Origin of the sequence: Escherichia sp. KTE172, assembly GCF_000408845.1 — a bacterium.
Classification (GTDB): Bacteria; Pseudomonadota; Gammaproteobacteria; order Enterobacterales; family Enterobacteriaceae; genus Escherichia; species Escherichia coli.
Map to the genome: position 1 here is coordinate 825,275 of NZ_KE137316.1, position 14,257 is coordinate 839,531.

Consider the following 14,257-nt stretch of genomic DNA (forward strand, 5'->3'; position numbering starts at 1 on the left):
GCTCCACGCCTCCCATCAGTGAACGGTATCGAGCAGCTTTAACAGCTCAGGAAATCGGGATTCGAAGAAATGCGGCTGCGTCTCGCGCGGATTTGCAGGACTGGTGATGTTCTTGCCGAACATGCAGCCTTTCGCGGTCAGCGACCAGAATTTTTTGATGTTGTTAATCGCGGTACGGCTGTATCGTTCGCGTTGTTCAACGATCCCCAGCTTCGCCATCTGGTGATATGCCTGATTAGCCGTCAGGCGGATACCATACTGCTTCAGCAGTGCACTCAGTGACAGCGTGGGGCGGCTTGAGCCATCAGGCGCGTCAGCAGGAGCATCAATGGCATAGCGCGGTGCCAGATTCGGTAAGCCAACAGCCTCCTGGAGTTTCTGACAGGCACCAAGCACTGAAGAGTTAGACAGGTTTAATTCCCGGCGCATAAAGTCCAGCAGAATCACACCAGCCTGCATCTTGTCAGCAGCCTGTCCGGATAATTTATCCGGTGCGCTGGTTACCGTATCGAAAGTACGGATCACCTTCAGATGGAATGACGGACTGATCCACATTGCATAGGCATACACCAGTTCTTTGCAGACATACGTCCCCTGGTTATTTCCGCCACGAATAACGTTAACAGGCTCTATATTGACCGAGTTGCAAATCTGCAACTCGCTTATTAAACGTTCAGTTTGCTCATTGCGGAGCCAGAATGCAGGCTTATGCTTATCCAGAGAACCGGCAGCCCTGTGTAGATCGTTCAGGCTGTAACGCCCATAAGCATCACGACGAACTTCAATACCATCAATGACCATCAGATTATTCATACTTCGTTTCTCCTCTTAATCAGGCGGCTGCACCCGCCGTTTTCTCGTACTTACTGATAGTGATCTCGACCTTCCCTTCCGGGATAACTGGTCCCCACTCCACCAGCATTCTTTTCACCTGGCTGTCGTCTTCCCACACACCCGCGTGGGTCAGGGCGTCAAACAGCGCCTTGTTATAGTTGTCCAGATCGCGGATCCGGTTATCCGGAGTAAACAACACGATCTCCACTGAAGCAGGTGCCGACGTTGGTTTCGGCAGACGACGTAACTGCTCAACTATTGCTGCGCACGCCGCGCTCTGGAATTTTCGCCCCGCCGAGCTTATCAGGCTCTTACCAGCAAACGCCCCTTTGTTGGGGTGTCGCCAGTACGTGTTCACGCTGGGCGGAAAAGGCAGGATCAGCTTCATACTTTCAGGTCCCTCTCATGTAACCAGTGGGTTGCACGCAGCCTTGCGTTTTCCTCACCGGCAAGCAGTGAGCGGATAATCCCGACCGCTTCGCTGTCGTCGTCCTTCACTGCGGTATGAAGCGTGATCCCCCGGGCCACACCACGCTTTATCGTGATGACGCCTTTTTTCTCCAGTGCGCGAAGATGCTCCACCGCTGCATTCACTGAACGGTATCCCAGCATGGTTGCCACCTCCTGATTGGTTGGCGGGAAGCCACGTTCTTTCTGATAAGAAATCAGCATATCCAGCACCTGCTGCTGGCATTGAGTTAACGTCGTCATGCCGCCATCTCCCTGACCAGTTTTTCTGCCTGCTGGCGAACCTGCGCCAGAAAGGCCTCACCACATGCCTCAAGTTCATCGCGCCCGATGTAGCTGATTGCCGGTCCCTTCCAGGTCTTGTCGAAAACAGCAATAGCACCAGCGAAGAAAGCGCCTGTCGGTACCTGCTTCTCGTCTTTCGGGATAAACCAGGCAGGCAGTTCAAAACCAATACGCCCTCGAATAAAAGCAATATGGTCCGCATCTTCCGGCCACCACACTTCGCTGGTGGCAGCTTTGATCAGGAAAACATAGCGCCCCCCCTTATCACGCATGGCACTGGCATGTTTCATGATGTAACGCATGCCGGTGATGTATTGCCCCTCATGCTGACTGGCGCGGCTGTATGGGGGATTACCAAAGGCAGCCCCTTTAAGCTCCGCAAGACGTTCTGACCAGTCATGCGCCAGCGCGTTGTCTTCCGCCGTGTAATACGCAGCACATTTGGCGTTATCACCGTCAGTGAACAGATCCAGAACAAACGGGCCAAACAGGGTGTTAATTCCCCAGAAAATGTTGTCCGGCGTGCGCCACTGATCGCCCACTTCCTTCAGTTCATGGGCTGGTTTGTTCCGCAGTTCCACCAGCGCCTGGCAATATTTATTACTCATTAAGCCCCCACGAAATTCCCTGACAGATACCACTCTTCACCCGATGCAGCGCGCTTGCTGCTTTTCCGTAAGCACCGCTCACGACGTGCCAGAAAATTGTTTCGTTCTGGCTGGGAGTGGCTTTCACGGAATGCCGCCATCCACACCGTTGCAGCACGACGGTATAAGCCCCTGGACTCCAGTTCTTCAGCCTGGCGGGTCAGGCACAAAATCACACGGGGATCGTTAGTGCCGACATAGAAATTGCGCACAGGTCTGGTTTCACGAACTGGTTGTGGTTCCGGATCCTGCGCTCTCTCAGTCAGGCGTGGGAAATGTCTGCGTGTATCTCCTTCACAACGGTGAGCCACACGCCCACTCTGACGTAACTTGCTTGCTGACTGCAGAACGCGCTGCCGTGAGTAACCAGCAAAAGCATCCGCAATGTCTCCGGAAGTACACCCCGGATGGGCTTCAATGAATTTCTGAACGTCATTCAAAAGACTCATGATCACCCCCTGAATCCTGCCGGGATCTGGCTGTAGTCCACATTGTCGTAACTGGCTTTGAAGTACGGGTCTTCGCGTTTTTCGGTGTACGTGCTTACGGACGGCGATAAGCGCAGGGAAAGCTCATCCCATTTTTCCCGCAGCTTCGACGGGCTGAGCACGTTACGGCACCAGAACGGATCGCGGCTGACGCGGCTGTACATCTCGCAGATTTGTTTGTGAGTACGACCATCCTGCACACACATCAGGCGAATTTCGTTTGCCCATGCTGTCCAGTTCGGTTCTTTGGGACGAACCACCTCGCCGTCACATTCGGCGGCCTGCTCGTACAGGGCGATGATTTTTTTCCAGAGCCACTGTGCGCAGGTCAAATCATCCTGCGTTCCCCACTGGCGCTTTTTAGGGCTGAATACAACCGCATCAGGATGGCGAGTTAAAAACTCCTGTTCAGCCGTTTGCGTGTCCGGTTGCGAAGCGTCCGGACGAGAAGAGGTTTTATTCTCTGTAGTAATCTCTGTTGTATTCTCTGTAAGATCATTGGGCCATTTTGACCCGATGACAGCGTGTCGTTTTGAACCAATGGATCGTGTCATTTTGCGCCCATCCATCAGGTCACTTTGACCCGATGGAGAAGTGCATTTTGACCTGATGGATTCGTTCACTTTGACCTCTTCTAAAAGCTCACTTTCATAGTTGATCGTGTAGAAGTTGGTCATGTCACGCTTCGATTTATTGAGTTGCTCGCGACGCAAAACCCCAAGTGATTTCAGGCTTGCAAATGTGCGTTTCAGAGTGGACTCTGACCAGAACGGAAACTGCTCCAGCCACTGTTCTGTCGTGTTATAAACCCAGCGAATTCCGCCATGCTCAGTGCCTGAATTCGTTTCATTCAGCCAGTAATGAAGCTGCTGCAACACAATTGCCTCATTCAGACCAATACGGCATGCAAGATCACGATTTATCACAATGGGCTGGGATGTCATTAACAGGCTCATGACCGACCTCTATTTCCCTGAATTTACGACGAAACTGTTCGAGCGGACTGAAGCATTCATGTTCATAGCCTTCACGGAGGTAGATAACCCGTTGTGTTTCCGGCTCCCAACGAATGACTCTGACGGGCACTCCGTAGTGATCTTTGAACCAGCGGTTAACTTGTCGCAAAGGACTGTCTCCTTCTGCCGGTTGAAATCACCCACAGCCCACTCTGCAAAGCTGTGGGTTACAATTTCCCTGTCACCTGGTACATTCACTGCATAGCAATACTCCACCTTCGCTTTTCCACCCGGCACAGGAAGCGCAATCAGTTGCGAGCGACGGTAGTGTGTTGTTAAACTGTTCATGCGTTAGTTTCTCCACAACCAGAAGCAATCGACGCCACGACGCCCGGAGCTGCACACTCGCGGGCGTTACTCTTTTCCGGCGCACAAAAAACACGAAATAACAGTGTTAAATGCTCCTGCCACTTCGCCATTACTTGGTAGCTGTTCTCTTCGATTTGCTCACGCTCAGCTTGGTCAATAACTCCATCAGCAGTTGCCTTGCGTAAGTACTGGGAATGCTTGCCAATCCATTCTATTGACTCCATCAGCCGCTGATTAATGTCACCATTGTCAATGTCATCAATGACCACCAGCGGCACAAACACCCCATTACTACGACGGGCTATTGCATCCGTTACATGCCTGGTACCACTGGCATCCTGTAAAACCATGGCCCACTCAAGTGGAAAAATTTGATCCCCACCGCTACGCAGTCTGTTATGCAATTGATCTTTTGCTGGGGTGATATCATCAGATTTATACAAACCAAGAATTTCTGCTGCTTCCTCATAGCCATGAGGTAAATCAGCAATCGTTCTTCGTATTGCTGCCACCAGCCATGCTGGTTGCTTATCAACTTTCCATTCAGGTTCTTTACCCACGTTTAAGCCCTCATATCTGTGGTTTCTGTAAATCGATTTATCCATTAGATTTTTCATAAAGCTCAGGTTTAAATGGCAACCGTCCGCAAGTTCTATATGCAGCCTCTGCTGCACGTCCTTTTGGAATTAACTGGCCAGGACGGTTTCGCCACTGATAAACGGCTTCAGTTGTTATGCCGAAAAAAGCAGCAACTTTCTCAATGCTGCCGAAGTAGCTTTCGATATCGTCAGTCGTCATATGCCCTCCAAACTAAGTTTTATTAGATGTTAATTATCAATCTATCTTAGGTCAATAAAAACTAAGATTACTTAGTAATTAAAGAAATGGTGCTCCTATGGAAACGGTTGGTCAGCGTATAAAAGCTCTGAGAAGAGTTACCAGAACGTCCCAGAAAGAATTGGGTAAATTTTGTGGAGTAAGTGACGTTGCTGTGGGGTACTGGGAGAAAGACATCAATGTCCCTGGTGGGGAAGCACTTTCAAAATTAGCGAAGTTCTTCAATACGTCAATAGATTACATTCTTTATGGTGCGGAGTTTGAAGGCAAACTCGTCACAAACATGCGCAGAGTTCCTGTAATCTCGTGGGTTCAGGCTGGGCAGTTTACTGAGTGCAGGACAGCAGAAGTGTTTAGTGAAGTAGACAAGTGGGTAGATACATCATTAAAGATTGGTGATAACTCATTTGCATTGGAGGTTAAAGGCGACTCCATGACTAACCCTAACGGCCTCCCAACAATACCAGAAGGCGCAACAGTGATTGTAGATCCTGATGCAGAACCCCGGCATGGAAAAATAGTCATCGCTAGACTTGATGGAACAAACGAAGCCACAGTAAAAAAATTAGTTATCGATGGCCCTCAAAAGTTTTTAGTGCCATTAAATCCCCGGTACCCCAACATCCCGATCAATGGTAATTGCCTCATCATTGGTGTAGTCAAAGGAGTTCAATACGAACTCTAGCCCCCCCTTTTCTCTAACCAAAACACCGAACTAAGAAAAGTTTGGTGTTTTCTCTTGCCATTAAAACTAAGTTAAGTTAGATTTTATATCAAAGATAACGAACAGGCAGGACGCCCACGAAGTAGCCGCCTGGGGCATATGAAGTCCAGGATGATTCGTTAGTACCAAAAAAGCGCCCTACCGGACGCTTCGCTCTTTAAAAATCAGTAACCCTCACTTTGGGCCTGGATCTGGTGGCCTGGGACGAGGTGGAATATGAAAAGGCTCTATTGGTCGACTCATTATCCAATCCTATTATGTCTCATTTCTTCGGTTTCGGTGGTTTCGGCTTCGGAGGTACATGTCCGTGAACTGGATTATGCTTGTTGGTCATCATTAATATCCGTTAGTTCATTCTCTAGAGGTAGATCTCCCGCACACCAAGCTATAAATTTTTCTTTGGTTGTTAAATCGTACTTAGTTGGAACACCAGCAAAAATACAGGCCCGAATGAAAGCCGCTCGTTCAAGTGATTTCCATGGATTACTATCAGTATCTTGGATTTTTAAATACCTAGCTTGCAACTGATCTTCAGGAAGGGTATCAGACTCAATCAGCAGTCTTTTGTAATGCCTCGCTTGCTCTTTAGACATTCCAGCCTCTTGGCCAAACTGATAGACCAACTGAAGAACCGAAAGTACGGCAACAAACAAACCGAAAATAAATAAATTACTGTACGGGGCGAAAACTGAAAAACCGAGAACGATTAACATCAACGTTATTAATTTATCAATGCGAGTTAACAACGTGTAATTCATCTTCTCCAATACATAAGAGTAGTGAACATAAAATTTATAATCGTCTCTGGTCATATTAGTCTCAGTTTTCCTTGGGTGGTTTTGGAGGAACTGGAGGCTTTTGTCTTAACGGCACATGCCTCTCCTCATACTTATCTACACATAGATCCATATAAATCCTTATCGTTGTTGGGGAGGGTTACATAATAACCAAATCCTTGTTGTTGGGGAATAACCAGGTCCACCTCGCCTGATGTGGCTAAAAGCAGGCACATAACAGCTAAGTATTTTCAACCAGAGAGAATCCTTAGCGTTGTGGTGAATGCGCAGGCTGATGCGCGAAAGACATTGCAGCTATTGCGGAAAAGAGCTGTTCGGCGGGGCAATTAAACGCCCGTGAGAGTCTGAAATAACCGCAAGCCGGAGATCAGCACCGGTCACCACAACAGCCACTGCTTTGGCGGTACCAGTTTGTACACTTGCTTCCGGCTGGTACCGCTCTTTTTACAAAACAGAGAAGAGCATCACCGGACGACGGGCTCATAACCCAATCCATCCGGGCGGCTGCCACCGCAGGTGTTCTTCTCTGTTTTGTGGAGAAACCAACCGACCTTGCAGGGTCGATATGATGAGGAGCAGCAAAATGGCTAGCGAACGCAGTACTGATGTGCAGGCATTTATCGGGGAGCTGGACGGCGGCGTATTTGAAACCAAAATCGGCGCAGTTCTCAGTGAAGTCGCTTCCGGTGTGATGAACACGAAAACCAAAGGTAAGGTCTCGCTCAACCTGGAAATCGAACCGTTTGATGAGAACCGTGTGAAAATCAAACACAAACTCTCATATGTTCGCCCGACTAACCGCGGGAAAATTTCTGAAGAAGACACCACCGAAACGCCGATGTATGTCAATCGCGGTGGTCGCCTGACTATTCTGCAGGAAGACCAGGGACAATTACTGACTCTTGCCGGTGAACCTGACGGAAAACTCCGCGCAGCAGGTCATTAATATCGTTCTTAATTAACTGATTATTTATCTCATCACTGAATATCTTAATATAGTGAGGACTTATTATGTCTCAGAACTTAGACGCAACCGCAATTAATCAAATCCATGCCCTTATTTCTGCTCAGGGTGTTAATGAAATTATCAGTAAGATTGGTGCCGATGCTGTGGCATTGCCTGAGAATTTCCGCATTCATGATCTGGAAAAATTTAATTTAAATCGCTTCCGTTTCCGTGGTGCGCTTTCCACTGCCAGCATCGATGACTTTACCCGTTATTCTAAAGATCTTGCAGATGAAGGCACCCGCTGCTTTATCGATGCTGATAATATGCGTGCCGTCAGTGTGCTTAACCTGGGTACTATTGATGAACCAGGTCACGCAGATAACACCGCCACTCTCAAACTGAAAAAGACAGCACCGTTCTCTGCCCTGTTGTCTGTTAACGGCGAGCGTAACTCCCAGAAATCACTGGCAGAATGGATTGAAGACTGGGCCGACTACCTTGTGGGCTTTGATGCTAATGGTGACGCCATTCAGGCAACAAAAGCGGCTGCGGCAATCCGTAAAATCACGATTGAAGCAAACCAGACCGCTGATTTTGAAGATAATGACTTCAGCGGCAAACGCTCCCTGATGGAATCTGTCGAAGCGAAGACCAAAGACATTATGCCAGTGGCATTTGAATTTAAATGCGTTCCGTTTGAAGGTCTGAAAGAACGTCCGTTTAAATTACGCCTCAGCATTATCACTGGCGATCGTCCTGTACTGGTTCTGCGCATTATTCAGCTGGAAGCGGTGCAGGAAGATATGGCTAACGAATTTCGTGATCTGCTTGTTGAGAAATTCAAAGACAGCAAAGTAGAAACCTTTATTGGTACTTTCACCGCCTGATTTCATTACTGCAAATGCCCCTGCGGGGGCATTTATGGAAACGTAATTAACTCAATAATCACCGGATGGTGAGGGCTTCCTTTTACCCAAATTCAGCGCGGTGCAGCGCATATACGTGGAGAACAAAATGTCATTTATTAAAACTTTTTCCGGGAAGCATTTTTATTATGACAAGATAAATAAAGATGACATCGTTATTAACGATATCGCGGTTTCCCTTTCAAATATCTGTCGCTTTGCCGGTCATCTTTCTCACTTCTACAGCGTCGCCCAACATGCGGTGCTTTGCAGCCAGCTGGTGCCGCAGGAATTTGCTTTTGAAGCGTTAATGCATGATGCAACAGAAGCGTATTGCCAGGACATCCCAGCTCCACTGAAACGCCTTCTTCCTGACTATAAACGGATGGAAGAAAAAATAGACGCCGTAATCCGTGAGAAATACGGGTTACCTCCTGTTATGAGCACGCCAGTGAAATATGCCGATCTCATTATGCTGGCAACCGAACGTCGCGATCTCGGGCTTGATGATGGCTCTTTCTGGCCTGTACTGGAAGGTATCCCGGCGACAGAGATGTTCAAAGTTATTCCACTGTCACCAGGCCATGCCTACGGGATGTTTATGGAACGTTTTAACGAGTTATCGGAGTTACGCAAATGCGCATGAATGTTTTCGAAATGGAAGGGTTTCTTCGCGGGAAATGTGTACCACGAGATCTGAAAGTGAATGAAACAAATGCTGAGTACCTGGTACGTAAATTCGATGCGCTTGAAGCTAAATGTGCGGCACTGGAAAACAAAATAATACCAGTGTCAGCTGAACTGCCGCCAGCAAATGAAAGTGTTCTGTTATTTGATGCTAACGGAGAAGGCTGGCTAATTGGCTGGCGTTCTCTCTGGTACACCTGGGGACAAAAAGAAACCGGAGAATGGCTGTGGACATTTCAGGTCGGGGACCTTGAAAACGTCAATATCACTCACTGGGCAGTAATGCCGAAAGCACCGAAGAATAAAAAATGAGCGTGATAAAAACTCATACAGGAATTGTTATCACCCGAGACGGTCCGCAGGTAAAAAAACTGCACCAGACAAAGCGGATGTGGGTCGTCGGAAAAAACGAGTTTTACCACAAAGAAACCGGACGCCGCCACTTTGCAGAAAATACTCGCCGCCGACTGCTGATCGATACCATCAAGCCTATCGAGGTGAAGCATGTTTAAACAGAACGAAAAATCTATCGCTCAAATTGCTGAGTATATCCCGCGTGCGTGCCGGGATATGCAGTTGCAGGAAGCCAAAGCACGCCTGGAGAAAAAAATTGCGCTCTATATCGATGACGGCTGTGATGCCGCCGTTCTTAACGCGGCGTTCGCGCCAGCTCTTAACAGTCATACGCGAAAGTCTTTTTTTTCGTGCATCGCAGCGCAGATCCGTAAAGGAGGCAACCAGTGAGCAACATTAACTATCAGGTACTGCGTGAAAAGGCAGAGAAAGCAACTAAAGGAAGCTACATCGTAGGGCATACATCTGTTAACCAACACGGCAATTTAACAGGAGTTTTTGTTTGTCAAAAATGGAAAGGAGAACCCGGTGGCGTAATTGCAGAATGTCACGTTAACTGCCTGGTTGAAACAGATGCTCAGGCTTATGCAAACGCTGAATTCATAGCAGAGGCTAACCCGGCTACCGTGCTGGCACTGCTGGATGAACAGGAAAGAAACCAGCAATACATCAAACGCCGCGACCAGGAGAACGAGGATATTGCGCTAACGGTAGGGAAGCTGCGCGTTGAGCTTGAGGAGACAAAATCAAAACTCAACGAGCAGCGCGAGTATTACGAGGGAGTTATCTCTGATGGGTGCAAGCGTATTGCTGAACTGGAAGCGCGGGAAGTTCAATTACCGACTCGCTACGACCTTCGATATGGACACCCGATAAATGCAGATGAGCGACATGTCATGATACCTAAAGAAAATGGCAGTTGGCTTTACCTGATTGACCTAGAACACGCATTACGCGTCGCTGGCATTCGCATCAAAGGAGAGTGAGATGGACGGACAAATATCAATTGTTCGACCGGGAGCATGTGACGATCGCGAGATACGAATGATTATTCGTCTGGCGAGGGGGAAAACAATAACTGCTCTCATTACTCCAGAAAATCTCGCATTATCATTAACAGGAAAGTCAGACCTGCCAGTAGAGCTAAAGCTGCGAAATGTTGAGATTAAGGTGAAATAGCTATGACCACTATTACCAAAGAACGTATCGAATTATTCATTAAAAATCCGCTTGATAACGGACTTACCCGTGGCGAACAAATGGAACTGGCACGAATTGCTCTGGCATCGCTGGAAGCAGAGCCGATAGGTTTCCGTTGCAGGCGCAATGATAACCTTGGTGATTGGAGTTACGTATATCATCGAGAGCCAGATGATTTTGAGCGCAAACATTTAGTGATAGAGGGCATTTACGCCGCCCCTCCAGCACCGGTAGTGCCTGAAGAAGCAACTCCGGAAAACGTAGAAATGCTCTCTGGCTATGTTTCAACGTACAAATTAACCGATAGCGAGCGCGATATTGCTGCCGAAATATGGAACGCCTGCCGCGCCGCCATGCTTCAGTCCGGAAACTTTCGGGAAAACAAGAATTCGTCAACCAATAATTTTCGGGAAATCGCGGAAACGTCAACCAACTATCCGGCAATTCCTAGTGAGGTGTTGTCCGCAATCCTGAAGGTTGCCAGGATTCGTGCCGATTTCGATGATTTTGACGGTGACAGGCGAGGTATCGGTGATTGTCTGGATGAGGCTGAGCAAGAGCTTATCGTTACCATTAACAAATATGCCAGTCAGTTGGCAGCAGAACCTATAGCGCCTAATGACGTTCGAGAGCAGACAGCCATTCCACAAGTTCCGGTAACTCCGGATGGTTGGATAAGCTGTAGTGAGCGAATGCCAGAAATGGGAGAGCGACAATGCTATGTGTTAGCTGCTGACTTTAAAAACAACTACCCACCAAGCATCCCCAACACTCAGGTCGGCGTATATGGCGACTGGTTTAATGATGGCAAGCCCACTTGGGATGACGGTGGTGGCGAAGACCTGTATCTCAAGGAGGTAACCCACTGGATGCCGCTGCCAGAACCGCCGCAGGAGGTGAATCAATGAGCTGGCGTGATGCAATCGTAACTCTGGGGGTGGTATTCGCAGCAGCGTTTGTTGTGTTCTCGATTTGTCGATGGGGATAACCACATGTTCGCTTTGATTCAACGCAGTCAGATATACACGGACAGAGCCGGATACCCCGTGGTGATTACTCGCATCACTGAGCACTCAGTGTTCTTTCGACGGATGGACGGACGATCCGGGCGGGTACGCATTGGTGAGTTAAACTGCCTGTTCGAACATATTGACCACCAGGAGTACCGCAAAATTCTGGCAGAAACAGAGCAGGAAGCTCATCTGAAAAAATTACGGGCCATGAAAAGGAAGTAAAGAATGAATAAAGCATTTGAACGATGGGGCCACCAGCGTTACGGCAATCGCTATGACCTGACACGAGATGTTGACGGTTTCTACTGTCGTGAAATTGTGAAACGAATGTTTGAAGTGTGGTGCCACTGCCGTGGGCTGAGTGTTGTGTGAGGTAATGCATGGGCAATGTGATTCAACTGGCTCCCAATGAATGGGTTTGTGAAAGCGTTCTAATCGCAATTACCGGGCTCAAACCAGGCACAATTCTTCGGGCCCGGAAAGAATGCTGGATGGTTGGAAGAGAGTATATTCACGTATCACCAGACGGTAATCCAAAGCCTTCCAGTGAATGTATGTATAACAGAAAAGCAATAGATGCCTGGGTCGCTTCAATGAAAAACAAACAACCTGGGTGATTTAATGCCATGAAGTATGTAAGCTCGTATCGCTCTTGGGCGTCTGGAGGTATCAATGGATAAAGTCAAATATCCAACAGGCGTCGAAAACCACGGCGGCACATTACGCATCTGGTTTAATTTTAAAGGTAAACGTGTCAGGGAAAATCTTGGTGTCCCTGACACTGCCAAGAACAGGAAGATCGCCGGGGAACTGCGGACATCGGTATGTTTTGCCATCCGCACAGGAAGCTTTGATTATGCCGCACAGTTCCCTGACTCCCCCAACCTTCAGGCTTTTGGGGTAAGTAAAAAAGAAATTACGGTGAAGGAACTTGAAGAAAAGTGGCTGGATCTGAAACGAATGGAAATCTCTGCAAATGCATTCAATCGCTATGAATCCGTTGCAAGAACGATGGTTCCGAAAATTGGAGGCAGCAGACTGGTGTCATCGGTAACCAAAGAGGAATTGCTGTATATCAGGAAAGATTTACTGACCGGGTATCAGAATTCAACGAAAAACAAAGCAGCAGCAAAAGGACGGAGCGTCGTTACTGTAAATTATTACATGACAACTATCGCTGGAATGTTTCAGTTTGCTGCAGATCACGGTTACTTAGAAGCAAATCCCTTCCAGGGAATTAAGCCTCTTAAAAGAGCCAGGGCAGAGCCAGATCCGCTAACTCGTGACGAATTTATTCGCCTGATAGATGCTTGCCGACATCAGCAGACGAAAAACCTGTGGTCATTGGCTGTGTACACAGGAATGCGTCACGGTGAACTGGTCTCCCTGGCCTGGGAAGATATCGATCTGAAAGCAGGAACTATTACTATCAGGCGCAATTATACGAAACTCAGTGAGTTCACTCTACCTAAAACTGAAGCAAGTACAAACAGGGTTGTGCATCTTATCCAGCCCGCTATCAGTGTCCTGAAAAATCAGGCTGAAATGACAAGACTGGGTAAGCAGCACCACATCAAGGTTCAACTACGTGAATATGGGCGCTCAGTGAATCATGAATGTACTTTCGTATTTAACCCCCAGGTGGTTAGAAAAAGCAAACAGGTCGGTTTTATCTACAAGGTAGATTCTATTGGCGACTCATGGGAAACAGCCGTTAAGCGTGCGGGCATCAGGCACCGGAAAGCATACCAGTCACGACACACTTATGCGTGCTGGTCATTATCTGCCGGAGCAAACCCAAGCTTCATTGCCAGCCAGATGGGCCATGCAAGTGCCCAGATGGTATTCAATGTATACGGAGCATGGATGACTGACAGTAATGCAGAACAGATCGCAATGCTGAATCAGAAGCTGGCAGATTATGTCCCAATGATGTCCCATGGTCACCAAAGTGACACAAGAGACTTATTAAAATCAGTAGGTTAGACTTCAATACCCGTCATGTTAACTGTGTGGAGGGCAACACCACGCTATACGCCCTGCCCAAACCCGAGGTTGTCCTGCGCTGGCGTGAGCAGACCACAGATGACTTCCGCTTCTGTTTTAAGTTTCCGGCGACCATTTCGCATCAGGCAGCATTACGGCATTGCGATGATTTAGTGACTGAATTTTTGACCCGCATGTCACCGTTAGCGCCGCGCATTGGGCAATACTGGCTGCAACTGCCTGCCACATTTGGCCCACGGGATCTGCCTGCGCTTTGGCATTTTCTCGATTCTCTTCCCGGCGAATTTAATTATGGTGTGGAAGTCCGCCATCCACAGTTTTTCGCCAAAGGGGAAGAGGAACAAACGCTTAATCGCGGTTTACATCAGCGCGGCGTTAATCGGGTGATTTTAGACAGCCGCCCGGTTCATGCAGCACGTCCACACAGTGAAGCTATTCGCGACGCTCAACGAAAAAAACCTAAAGTTCCGGTACATGCTGTACTGACGGCGACAAATCCGCTGATCCGTTTTATCGGTAGTGATGATATGACGCAAAACCGGGAATTATTTCAGGTCTGGTTACAAAAATTAGCGCAGTGGCATCAGACCACTACGCCTTATCTTTTTTTACATACGCCAGATATTGCCCAGGCCCCGGAACTGGTACATACCCTGTGGGAAGACTTACGTAAAACGCTTCCAGAGATCGGAGCAGTTCCGGCTATTCCACAGCAATCTTCTCTTTTCTGAATTTGC

General features: G+C 48.1%; 24 protein-coding genes and 3 pseudogenes. 17 read left to right on the plus strand and 10 right to left on the minus strand.

Features of this window, described 5'->3' with window-relative positions:
* Positions 1-15: 15 nt before the first annotated feature.
* The 9 genes from G434_RS19590 to G434_RS19550 all read right to left on the minus strand — a co-directional run bounded on the left by G434_RS19590 (position 16) and on the right by G434_RS19550 (position 4,845).
* Complete coding sequence (locus G434_RS19590; protein ID WP_016239033.1) at positions 16-813, minus strand: KilA-N domain-containing protein; 798 nt, start codon at positions 811-813, stop codon at positions 16-18.
* 19 nt (positions 814-832) lie between these two features.
* Positions 833-1,222, minus strand: a complete 390-nt coding sequence (locus tag G434_RS19585; protein ID WP_016239034.1) for a RusA family crossover junction endodeoxyribonuclease — start codon at positions 1,220-1,222, stop codon at positions 833-835.
* Positions 1,219-1,545, minus strand: a complete 327-nt coding sequence (locus G434_RS19580) for a LexA family protein (RefSeq protein WP_000210168.1) — start codon at positions 1,543-1,545, stop codon at positions 1,219-1,221. The genes G434_RS19585 and G434_RS19580 overlap by 4 nt, the downstream gene beginning before the upstream one ends.
* Positions 1,542-2,195 (minus strand): phage N-6-adenine-methyltransferase, encoded by a 654-nt coding sequence (locus tag G434_RS19575; RefSeq protein WP_000066917.1) that lies wholly within the window; start codon positions 2,193-2,195, stop codon positions 1,542-1,544. Before G434_RS19575 ends, G434_RS19580 begins: the two co-directional genes overlap by 4 nt.
* Entirely contained in the window at positions 2,195-2,689 is a 495-nt protein-coding gene (locus G434_RS19570; protein ID WP_077767312.1) for a PerC family transcriptional regulator, read from the minus strand. Before G434_RS19570 ends, G434_RS19575 begins: the two co-directional genes overlap by 1 nt.
* The gene (locus tag G434_RS30270; protein WP_016239036.1) at positions 2,686-3,678 is read right to left on the minus strand and encodes a hypothetical protein; all 993 of its coding nucleotides are present in this window, start codon (positions 3,676-3,678) and stop codon (positions 2,686-2,688) included. The genes G434_RS19570 and G434_RS30270 overlap by 4 nt, the downstream gene beginning before the upstream one ends.
* Positions 3,635-3,847, minus strand: coding sequence for a DUF4222 domain-containing protein (locus tag G434_RS27085; protein WP_001250270.1), 213 nt, complete (start codon positions 3,845-3,847; stop codon positions 3,635-3,637). Before G434_RS27085 ends, G434_RS30270 begins: the two co-directional genes overlap by 44 nt.
* Before the next feature lie 175 nt (positions 3,848-4,022).
* The gene (locus G434_RS19555) at positions 4,023-4,607 is read right to left on the minus strand and encodes a YmfL family putative regulatory protein (RefSeq protein WP_000514174.1); all 585 of its coding nucleotides are present in this window, start codon (positions 4,605-4,607) and stop codon (positions 4,023-4,025) included.
* A 37-nt stretch (positions 4,608-4,644) separates the two neighbouring features.
* Complete coding sequence (locus G434_RS19550; protein WP_000205494.1) at positions 4,645-4,845, minus strand: Cro/CI family transcriptional regulator; 201 nt, start codon at positions 4,843-4,845, stop codon at positions 4,645-4,647.
* 97 nt (positions 4,846-4,942) lie between these two features.
* Here G434_RS19550 and G434_RS19545 point away from each other — a divergent pair, with 97 nt between their 5' ends.
* The gene (locus tag G434_RS19545; RefSeq protein ID WP_000450740.1) at positions 4,943-5,569 is read left to right on the plus strand and encodes a LexA family protein; all 627 of its coding nucleotides are present in this window, start codon (positions 4,943-4,945) and stop codon (positions 5,567-5,569) included.
* A 356-nt stretch (positions 5,570-5,925) separates the two neighbouring features.
* On the opposite strand, the gene G434_RS19540 is transcribed toward G434_RS19545, so the two are convergent.
* Positions 5,926-6,420, minus strand: a complete 495-nt coding sequence (locus G434_RS19540) for a hypothetical protein (RefSeq protein ID WP_001513551.1) — start codon at positions 6,418-6,420, stop codon at positions 5,926-5,928.
* A 568-nt stretch (positions 6,421-6,988) separates the two neighbouring features.
* Here G434_RS19540 and yfdP point away from each other — a divergent pair.
* From yfdP to G434_RS19470, 16 genes and pseudogenes are all read left to right on the plus strand, one after another.
* The gene (gene yfdP, locus G434_RS19535) at positions 6,989-7,351 is read left to right on the plus strand and encodes a protein YfdP (RefSeq protein WP_000135680.1); all 363 of its coding nucleotides are present in this window, start codon (positions 6,989-6,991) and stop codon (positions 7,349-7,351) included.
* A 65-nt stretch (positions 7,352-7,416) separates the two neighbouring features.
* Entirely contained in the window at positions 7,417-8,241 is an 825-nt protein-coding gene (locus G434_RS19530; protein WP_000081278.1) for a YfdQ family protein, read from the plus strand.
* Between the two features lie 127 nt (positions 8,242-8,368).
* A complete protein-coding gene (yfdR, locus tag G434_RS19525) occupies positions 8,369-8,905 on the plus strand; it encodes a 5'-deoxynucleotidase (RefSeq protein WP_000008178.1) in 537 nt (178 codons plus the stop codon).
* Positions 8,896-9,258 (plus strand): phage protein, encoded by a 363-nt coding sequence (locus tag G434_RS19520; protein ID WP_001242713.1) that lies wholly within the window; start codon positions 8,896-8,898, stop codon positions 9,256-9,258. The genes yfdR and G434_RS19520 overlap by 10 nt, the downstream gene beginning before the upstream one ends.
* The gene (locus tag G434_RS19515) at positions 9,255-9,458 is read left to right on the plus strand and encodes a hypothetical protein (protein WP_000111289.1); all 204 of its coding nucleotides are present in this window, start codon (positions 9,255-9,257) and stop codon (positions 9,456-9,458) included. The genes G434_RS19520 and G434_RS19515 overlap by 4 nt, the downstream gene beginning before the upstream one ends.
* Positions 9,451-9,690 (plus strand): hypothetical protein, encoded by a 240-nt coding sequence (locus G434_RS19510; RefSeq protein ID WP_000476207.1) that lies wholly within the window; start codon positions 9,451-9,453, stop codon positions 9,688-9,690. The genes G434_RS19515 and G434_RS19510 overlap by 8 nt, the downstream gene beginning before the upstream one ends.
* Positions 9,687-10,121, plus strand: a pseudogene (locus tag G434_RS19505) (ead/Ea22-like family protein); the annotation flags it as partial. The gene G434_RS19510 and the pseudogene G434_RS19505, both read left to right, overlap by 4 nt.
* A gap of 166 nt (positions 10,122-10,287) precedes the next feature.
* Positions 10,288-10,479 carry a hypothetical protein gene (locus tag G434_RS19500; protein WP_016239038.1) on the plus strand — a complete coding sequence of 64 codons (192 nt, stop codon included), beginning with the start codon at positions 10,288-10,290 and terminating at the stop codon, positions 10,477-10,479.
* A 2-nt stretch (positions 10,480-10,481) separates the two neighbouring features.
* Positions 10,482-10,610, plus strand: a pseudogene (locus G434_RS30665) (DUF551 domain-containing protein); the annotation flags it as partial.
* A pseudogene (locus G434_RS30670) lies at positions 10,605-10,940 on the plus strand (DUF551 domain-containing protein); the annotation flags it as partial. The pseudogenes G434_RS30665 and G434_RS30670, both read left to right, overlap by 6 nt.
* 261 nt (positions 10,941-11,201) lie before the next feature.
* Positions 11,202-11,408 (plus strand): DUF551 domain-containing protein, encoded by a 207-nt coding sequence (locus G434_RS30675; protein ID WP_238745400.1) that lies wholly within the window; start codon positions 11,202-11,204, stop codon positions 11,406-11,408.
* Between the two features lie 84 nt (positions 11,409-11,492).
* On the plus strand, positions 11,493-11,735 hold the full coding sequence (locus G434_RS19490) for a DUF4222 domain-containing protein (RefSeq protein ID WP_016239040.1): 243 nt from the start codon (positions 11,493-11,495) through the stop codon (positions 11,733-11,735).
* Between the two features lie 3 nt (positions 11,736-11,738).
* Positions 11,739-11,885, plus strand: a complete 147-nt coding sequence (locus tag G434_RS19485) for a hypothetical protein (RefSeq protein WP_016239041.1) — start codon at positions 11,739-11,741, stop codon at positions 11,883-11,885.
* Between the two features lie 8 nt (positions 11,886-11,893).
* On the plus strand, positions 11,894-12,130 hold the full coding sequence (locus G434_RS19480; RefSeq protein ID WP_000528717.1) for an excisionase family protein: 237 nt from the start codon (positions 11,894-11,896) through the stop codon (positions 12,128-12,130).
* A gap of 55 nt (positions 12,131-12,185) precedes the next feature.
* The gene (locus tag G434_RS19475; protein ID WP_016239042.1) at positions 12,186-13,499 is read left to right on the plus strand and encodes a tyrosine-type recombinase/integrase; all 1,314 of its coding nucleotides are present in this window, start codon (positions 12,186-12,188) and stop codon (positions 13,497-13,499) included.
* Positions 13,481-14,251, plus strand: coding sequence for a DUF72 domain-containing protein (locus G434_RS19470; protein WP_050572918.1), 771 nt, complete (start codon positions 13,481-13,483; stop codon positions 14,249-14,251). The genes G434_RS19475 and G434_RS19470 overlap by 19 nt, the downstream gene beginning before the upstream one ends.
* The last annotated feature ends 6 nt before the right edge of the window (positions 14,252-14,257 follow it).

Coding starts and splice junctions, on each gene's coding strand:
- G434_RS19520 (WP_001242713.1), top strand. CDS start 8,896: ATGCGCATGAATGTTTTCGAAATGGAAGGGTTTCTTCGCGGGAAATGT.
- G434_RS19490 (WP_016239040.1), top strand. CDS start 11,493: ATGTTCGCTTTGATTCAACGCAGTCAGATATACACGGACAGAGCCGGA.
- G434_RS19485 (WP_016239041.1), top strand. CDS start 11,739: ATGAATAAAGCATTTGAACGATGGGGCCACCAGCGTTACGGCAATCGC.
- G434_RS19580 (WP_000210168.1), bottom strand. CDS start 1,545: ATGACGACGTTAACTCAATGCCAGCAGCAGGTGCTGGATATGCTGATT.
- G434_RS19550 (WP_000205494.1), bottom strand. CDS start 4,845: ATGACGACTGACGATATCGAAAGCTACTTCGGCAGCATTGAGAAAGTT.
- G434_RS19480 (WP_000528717.1), top strand. CDS start 11,894: ATGGGCAATGTGATTCAACTGGCTCCCAATGAATGGGTTTGTGAAAGC.
- G434_RS19575 (WP_000066917.1), bottom strand. CDS start 2,195: ATGAGTAATAAATATTGCCAGGCGCTGGTGGAACTGCGGAACAAACCA.
- G434_RS19510 (WP_000476207.1), top strand. CDS start 9,451: ATGTTTAAACAGAACGAAAAATCTATCGCTCAAATTGCTGAGTATATC.
- G434_RS19500 (WP_016239038.1), top strand. CDS start 10,288: ATGGACGGACAAATATCAATTGTTCGACCGGGAGCATGTGACGATCGC.
- yfdR (WP_000008178.1), top strand. CDS start 8,369: ATGTCATTTATTAAAACTTTTTCCGGGAAGCATTTTTATTATGACAAG.
- G434_RS30675 (WP_238745400.1), top strand. CDS start 11,202: ATGGGAGAGCGACAATGCTATGTGTTAGCTGCTGACTTTAAAAACAAC.
- G434_RS19590 (WP_016239033.1), bottom strand. CDS start 813: ATGAATAATCTGATGGTCATTGATGGTATTGAAGTTCGTCGTGATGCT.
- yfdP (WP_000135680.1), top strand. CDS start 6,989: ATGGCTAGCGAACGCAGTACTGATGTGCAGGCATTTATCGGGGAGCTG.
- G434_RS19475 (WP_016239042.1), top strand. CDS start 12,186: ATGGATAAAGTCAAATATCCAACAGGCGTCGAAAACCACGGCGGCACA.
- G434_RS19540 (WP_001513551.1), bottom strand. CDS start 6,420: ATGACCAGAGACGATTATAAATTTTATGTTCACTACTCTTATGTATTG.
- G434_RS30270 (WP_016239036.1), bottom strand. CDS start 3,678: ATGAGCCTGTTAATGACATCCCAGCCCATTGTGATAAATCGTGATCTT.
- G434_RS19545 (WP_000450740.1), top strand. CDS start 4,943: ATGGAAACGGTTGGTCAGCGTATAAAAGCTCTGAGAAGAGTTACCAGA.
- G434_RS19585 (WP_016239034.1), bottom strand. CDS start 1,222: ATGAAGCTGATCCTGCCTTTTCCGCCCAGCGTGAACACGTACTGGCGA.
- G434_RS19515 (WP_000111289.1), top strand. CDS start 9,255: ATGAGCGTGATAAAAACTCATACAGGAATTGTTATCACCCGAGACGGT.
- G434_RS19530 (WP_000081278.1), top strand. CDS start 7,417: ATGTCTCAGAACTTAGACGCAACCGCAATTAATCAAATCCATGCCCTT.